Annotated in this window: 5 protein-coding genes; all 5 read right to left on the bottom strand. The window is 37.5% G+C overall.

From position 1 onward, the window contains the following. Positions 1-337 precede the first annotated feature (337 nt). The gene (locus I2F23_RS03450) at positions 338-550 is read right to left on the bottom strand and encodes a cold-shock protein (RefSeq protein WP_195771170.1); all 213 of its coding nucleotides are present in this window, start codon (positions 548-550) and stop codon (positions 338-340) included. A gap of 149 nt (positions 551-699) precedes the next feature. Continuing rightward, positions 700-930, bottom strand: coding sequence for a transposase (locus tag I2F23_RS03445; protein WP_195771169.1), 231 nt, complete (start codon positions 928-930; stop codon positions 700-702). Positions 931-1,172: 242 nt separating this feature from the next. Then, the gene (locus tag I2F23_RS03440) at positions 1,173-3,602 is read right to left on the bottom strand and encodes a glucose/quinate/shikimate family membrane-bound PQQ-dependent dehydrogenase (RefSeq protein WP_195771168.1); all 2,430 of its coding nucleotides are present in this window, start codon (positions 3,600-3,602) and stop codon (positions 1,173-1,175) included. 80 nt (positions 3,603-3,682) lie between these two features. Further along, positions 3,683-4,990 (bottom strand): carbohydrate porin, encoded by a 1,308-nt coding sequence (locus tag I2F23_RS03435; protein ID WP_195771167.1) that lies wholly within the window; start codon positions 4,988-4,990, stop codon positions 3,683-3,685. A gap of 49 nt (positions 4,991-5,039) precedes the next feature. Further along, positions 5,040-6,494, bottom strand: a complete 1,455-nt coding sequence (locus tag I2F23_RS03430; protein WP_195771166.1) for a right-handed parallel beta-helix repeat-containing protein — start codon at positions 6,492-6,494, stop codon at positions 5,040-5,042. Positions 6,495-6,503 lie beyond the last annotated feature (9 nt).

Below are 6,503 nucleotides of genomic sequence, written 5' to 3'. Positions count from 1 at the left end.
GGTCTACAGTGCCAATGTGCTTTCCACAAGAAGCGATAACGTTTGCATGTTCTTTAATTTCTTGAGTATTAATTGTCATTTTATTTTCCTATTATTTTTTCACGCTACAATTAGCGTGTTTATAAGCTAATCCAACTCATACAGAATTGCTAGTACATAGGTGCAATATAAACATTCATTGCATACAACATTACACTCAACATTTAAATCTACACAAATACTTTTCTATTTGAACAATATTGTATTTAGCGTAAAGCTATGTAAGTTTCTCAAGTTTAATGTATAAAAAAAGCCTACTAATATTAAATTAATAGGCTGATATCACGTTTGCTAAAAATTATAGCGCGCGGATGTTTTCTGCTTGTAGACCTTTTTGGCCTTGAGTTACGATGAACTCTACGCGTTGGCCTTCAGTTAAGCTTTTAAAACCTTCAGATTGAATGTTTTTAAAATGAGCAAATACGTCTTGACCATCTTGTGTTTGAATAAAGCCGAAACCTTTTGTATCGTTAAACCATTTAACAACGCCAGTTTGTACATTTGTTGACATAGAGATGTCCTCTTTTCTAGTAAAAAACTAGAAGATTGAAATTTCAAATTAAAAACGTAGGACTTTTGAAATAAATACTGCGTCATTATTATAATGAAGAACCAAAATTCTAGTGGGTGGAAATACAGCGGAGTCGCTATATTTTTGAATTACGCTAATCTATACATTTGATTGATCGAAGTATAAAAACTTTTCCCATCTAAGTTTAAACTTACTTCTTGACCAGACTCTAAAAGAATCTTTTTCCCAACCTCTACATTCATAAACCCCGTAGAAGTGTTTTGTCTCATTTCATTCGGGATAATTTTTACATGAATTTCATCGCCATTTATTGCAATGGCTATACGTTTTACAATCTTTTCCAATTTGTACCATTTCATGCACATTTCAATAGATGTGCTATTTTAAAAACTAAATATATGTTTTGAAGTACGCGAGTACATTCAAGATGATTTATCCTATACATTTAGTGCGCTAAAAGCAATTGGTTTGAATAATTAATTTTCTAAAAAATGATCTTTAGGTCATCGTTTTTTTCTCTAAAAGAGATATGAAAACTGTACTGACTTAATAAAAAAAGAGGGAATCTTTTATTCCCTCTTTTAAATTTATATCTCGCTGTCTATTTATCTAACGCATACGCGATCACATAATCCCCATGATCTGGTGATTGACGTGCTCCACCTGCTGAAATAACAATGTATTGTTTTCCTGTCTTTGGTGAAACATAACTGATTGGTGTTCCTTGACTTCCTACAGGTAATCTCGCTTTCCATAGCTCCTGACCATTTGATGAGTTAAATGCTCTTAAATAATAGTCTTGCGTTGCTGCGAAGAAAACAAGTCCTCCTTGCGTTGCCATTGGTCCCCCAATCGTTGGCATACCAATAGGTACTTTCAAGCCCATTTTTATTCCTAGTGGCCCTGTATCTTCCACAGTACCCAAAGGAATTTGCCATGCTATTTCCCGTGTTTTTAAATCAATTGCAGTAAGTGTTCCAAATGGTGGTTTTTGGCATGGGATTCCCAGCACAGACATAAATCGATTTTTATTTACCTTATAAGGCGTGCCCTTCATTGGAACAGCACCCATACCAGTATTTACTTTTTCACCTCCATTTGCCTGAACTTTTATATCTTCAGGAGTTTGCTTAATAAGCTGAATCCATAAACCTAGACGCATATCATTCACAAACATATAACGATGAGTTGGATCAAATGCTATTGAGCCCCAATTCATGCCACCGAGTGACCCCGGAAAGCTTAAGGAAACATCTGTACCAGGTGCAGTGTATAACCCATCATAACGCATTGATTTAAAGCTGATTCGACAAAGTAGCTGATCGAACGGCGTTGCTCCCCACATGTCTGATTCTTTAAGTGTCTGATTCCCAATCTGAGGCATTTCTACAGAGCGAGGCTGTACTTTGCTGTACTGCTCATTTGGAATATCTGCAACCTTTACTTCCTGATCGACAACTTTAGTAAGCGGAAGGCCTGTAACCCGATCTAATATATAAAACTGACCTGACTTTGTTCCAATGACTACAGCCGGTTTCAATGTTCCATCTTTCATTGGAAAGTCGATTAAACTCGGTTGCATTGGTAAATCAAAATCCCATAAATCATTATTTACAGTACGATAAACCCATTTTTCTTTTCCTGTTGTCGCATCTAGTGCCAATACAGAGGTATTGTATTTATGATCAGCTTCAGTACGATTTCCTCCCCATACATCTACAGATGAGCTACCCATAGGTAAGAAGACAGTATTCATCTTTGGATCGTACGACATTGCTGCCCAAGAATTTGCACCACTACGCTTATAAATCTCTCCAGATTTTAGTAGTGTTTCATTCGTATTTGGATTACGTGGATCAAATGCCCAACGCAATCTACCTGTAATCACATCATACCCACGAATGACCCCACTTGGCATATCTGCTGCGACATTGTCGGCAATTCGACTTCCCACTACAATGGTAGTCCCCGCTATAGTCGGTGCTGAAGTCACTTCAAAACGTGGTGCTTTGGCGCCATCACCCAGACCTTCATGTAAATTGACCGTACCATTTACACCAAAATCTTTACAGCGTTCACCCGTATCTGCATTCACTGCGATTAATCGCCCATCTACTGTATTGGTATACACTCGTTTTGGGCAAAATGAATTCGTTGATACCGTCGGTATAGGTGTCGCACCTGCTAAAATAGGTTGCGTTAAAGGTTCAGTCGAATCGAAGTAAGCCACACCTCGACAACGCTCCCAAGCATCCGCAGTTGAATTTACCTCTGCTTTCCAAAGTGCTTTCCCAGTATCTGCGTCTACGGCAATTATATTATTGTGTGGCGTGCATAAAAATACTTTATTTCCAACTTGCAGAGGGGTCATTTGATCTTCAGCCCCATTTCCTGTACCTGTAGTAAAATCACCAGTACGGAACCGCCATACTTCTTTAAGATTTTTCACATTGGTACGATTGATCTGATCTAACGCAACGAAGCGACTCCCTCCAGCATCGTTACCATAATTTTGCCAATTCACTTGTTTATTGTCAGCGTTTACAGGAATTAAATTTTGATCTTGACCTGAAGCCTTCACTGTAGGATGAGGGACAAACATACCGTATAGACCTACTATCATTCCTAAAACAGTAAGTCCTCCCAAAGCATATGAAGTTTTTTTATATCCAGTTGCTTTATGCTCACTCAGATAAGGAAGAGTAAACAGCAATGCAGCAAATAAACCAGCAGGAAACATTAAACGAGAATGTAATGCCCAAAAATCAAAACCTGCATCGTAAAGCGCCCAAATTACGGTCACGACAAATGCAAATATATAAACTAAAACACCAAGTGACTTTCTTTTAAATATAAAGAAAGATGAAGCAAGAATAATGAGACCAGTAAGCAAGAAATACCATGAGCCACCGAGGCTTACGAGCTTACCACCACCAATAATGTAAAATAGACTTGTTAGTAATAATACAAGACCCAGTATTACACACCATATCTTGAATAAAATATTGGCTTTTCTTTGAAAATGAGACATCCATCTCTCCATATATCACAATGACTATTACGTCCAAAACTCTGTAAATCGTAGTCATAAAGGGTTAATACATTTTCAAGTTAAAAATTTAAACGCATACTCAGCCCTGCAACCCATGCATTTTGAATATCTTTAACTCCACCTGGCTGATAAATATATTGAACATTTGGGCGTATCATCACAGCAGGAGACCACTGGTATGTATAGTTCAACTCAACATTTAATTCATCAGATTGAATAGGCACATAATCCACAGCAAACATGTCATATTCCGTATAATTACGACTATTATTCAGCGCTATTTGATGATCACGTAACCGTTTATTAACAACATAATTCGCAAGTCCAAACCCTATTGAGTCATTGGGACGATAGTCAAAAAAACCCTTATACCAAAATGCGAGTTGCTGAGTACTTTGTACAGCGGTGGTTGCTTTATCATTGACAACCATATTTAAGCTAGCAAAAAGACCTCTTTTTTCATCACCTTGATGGCTCGTCAATTGCTGTTGGGTGTTTAACCAAAAACTGTGTTTATTATTATGTAGCTTTGCTGTATTCACGACATCATTGGCATCTGCTGTAGAGTACAAAGCACCGATTTTATATTCACCAGGTAAGCCATTAAACAGACTTAGCTTGGGTTTCCATACCAACTCAATAGGTAAGGTCGCACCTTTAACATGGTTCATGTCTAGGTTAAAGCCATCGCGATTCGATATCGTTTTCACGTTATCAGGATTTACTTCATAAATACCTAAACCAATGTTCCAGTCAGGGGCAAACTGATATTTGATATTTACACCCCATAAACCAACAGGAAAGTTATACCAAATCGAACCAATTGATTTACCTAATTGTCCACCACACAAAAGAAGATTTTGAAATTCACATTGTGAACTATTAAAATCTTCAGACATTCCCATACGTCCTATTTTTAACTGAACAGTATTGTCCTTAAATCCTTTTTTGACCCATGCCTGTGTAAGTCGCCAAATTTTTCCACGCCCATAAACTTCCTGCGTATTTCCTAATGTGATCGACCGAGGGTCTTTAATACGTTCTAGGGTTAAAGCATTTCCGTCTCGCTTTGTAATTAAAACTGTAGCCGTCGTATCTTTCCAACCCACAATCTTAGTTAAATCTAGATTTGCACCTAAACTTAGCTGTGCCGCATTTTCAAATGTACGGTTTGTATTATACCCACCGTCTAAATTCGTTGCTGCTTGGCTCATAATAGATGCTGTAAATCTATAGCCTTGTTTTTCAAGTTGTTGGCGCTGTCCATCCCAATCGCCAAATAACCATTGCCGATCATCTTGTGCCAGTAGAATTTGATTACTCAAAAGTGTTACCAACACTGCACCTAGTTTTAGTACATGTTGCATCTCATATTCCTCATTCCTAGACTGAAACAATATCCTTATTCGAATATTGTTATTTGGTCTGAACAGCTTGGCTTAGTTCGGAGGTTGCACCCAAATCATCTGTAACCGTTGCAGTCAATGAGGGCATAATTACACTTGGTCGCCAATTTGCTTTGGCAAGACCCTCGGAGTTTGTGACTACTATTTTTGACCCTAAATATTGTTCAGCTTCATGTAAATAAGCACGAGAACTTCCAAAAAATTCAACCTTATAGCGATGATTAGGCATGCCCTTTACCTGTACAGTCACTTCCTTATTTTTAAAACTTAATGTAGGTGGTTGAATATTTTGATTAGGTATCGGATTACAGTTTTCTTGATTTTTTTGGCTACATGTTTTTTGTAATTTATTCGGTTCAATGACGACACCACCTCCACGTGAGCCAACAAAACCCTCATGCTCAAGTGCAGGCACGGAAAATATAATGGCTCCAAGACGCTGATTCTTTATGCAAGAGCCACCAGCTTCACATCGTTTAATGTCCTTACTATTATTCCAAATCTGATTTTTTGTCAGTGTGATATGTGCATTGATATCTTTTTCTGAACGAATAGCCACACCAATACGATTATTATGAATTCGGTTACTATCAAATATATTTCCATCACCTGTAAGATTTAAACCCAGTGAGTTTTGACTAATCTCGTTATAAGCAACATAGTTACGCTTTCCCCAATTAATCTGTAAACCATCTGAATAGTTTTCAAATTTATTGCCAATAATCGTATTGTCATTCCCCCATAAAATTTCAATTCCTTGCGATGGTTCTGGATTTGCATTGCTGTTTGTAAATAAATTATTTGCAACAAGGTTAAAAGCAGCCCCACGTGTGAGTTCTAACCCATCACCATTGTCTTGAAATATATTATCAATAACCTTGTTATTATTCGTTGTGGTCGATGTTGGATTCCCCTTCCCATCATCTCCAGTAATCATGATGCCTGAGCCACCATAATTATTACTAATTCGGTTATGCTGAATAAGATTATTGCTCGAACGATTAACTAATATACCAATACAGAACCGATGGATATCAAGACCTTTAATTGTAATACCATTTACATCCTGTAAAACCAGACCTGGTAGGGTCATTGTTCGCACATTAGTTCCATACTGCCCTGACACTGCACCAGGACAGGCTTTTGCACCTTCATCAGGAATATAGTTCGAACCATCAAGCGTAATAAACTCGCCTGTCTTTTCCCATTGTGTCCCAATAATTTTTAAAGAGGAACGAATCGGTGGTAATGGCTTATTTATTTTTATCACATAAGGTGATTGCCCCACGGCTTCAATCAGAATTTGATTTTCTTGCGTTGTATTGGCATTAGACTGTTCAATAGCCCATCTTAATGAGCCCTTTTCGCCATCATCTTCATAGCGATTGACATGATATGTTTCTGCCATCGTCAAACATGACGTAGCTAGACTTAAAATAAAAAGAGAGAGAGATTTAGATTTCATGACATATTC

Origin of the sequence: Acinetobacter pollinis, assembly GCF_015627175.1 — a bacterium.
In the GTDB taxonomy this organism is placed as follows: Bacteria; Pseudomonadota; Gammaproteobacteria; order Pseudomonadales; family Moraxellaceae; genus Acinetobacter; species Acinetobacter pollinis.
The sequence above is the reverse complement of the archived record's forward strand: the minus strand, read 5'-3'. Positions and strand labels throughout refer to the sequence as shown.

Excerpts from the sequence above, each read along its gene's own strand:
- I2F23_RS03450 (WP_195771170.1), bottom strand. The coding sequence starts at position 550 with ATGTCAACAAATGTACAAACTGGCGTTGTTAAATGGTTTAACGATACA.
- I2F23_RS03445 (WP_195771169.1), bottom strand. The coding sequence starts at position 930 with ATGAAATGGTACAAATTGGAAAAGATTGTAAAACGTATAGCCATTGCA.
- I2F23_RS03440 (WP_195771168.1), bottom strand. The coding sequence starts at position 3,602 with ATGTCTCATTTTCAAAGAAAAGCCAATATTTTATTCAAGATATGGTGT.
- I2F23_RS03435 (WP_195771167.1), bottom strand. The coding sequence starts at position 4,990 with ATGCAACATGTACTAAAACTAGGTGCAGTGTTGGTAACACTTTTGAGT.
- I2F23_RS03430 (WP_195771166.1), bottom strand. The coding sequence starts at position 6,494 with ATGAAATCTAAATCTCTCTCTCTTTTTATTTTAAGTCTAGCTACGTCA.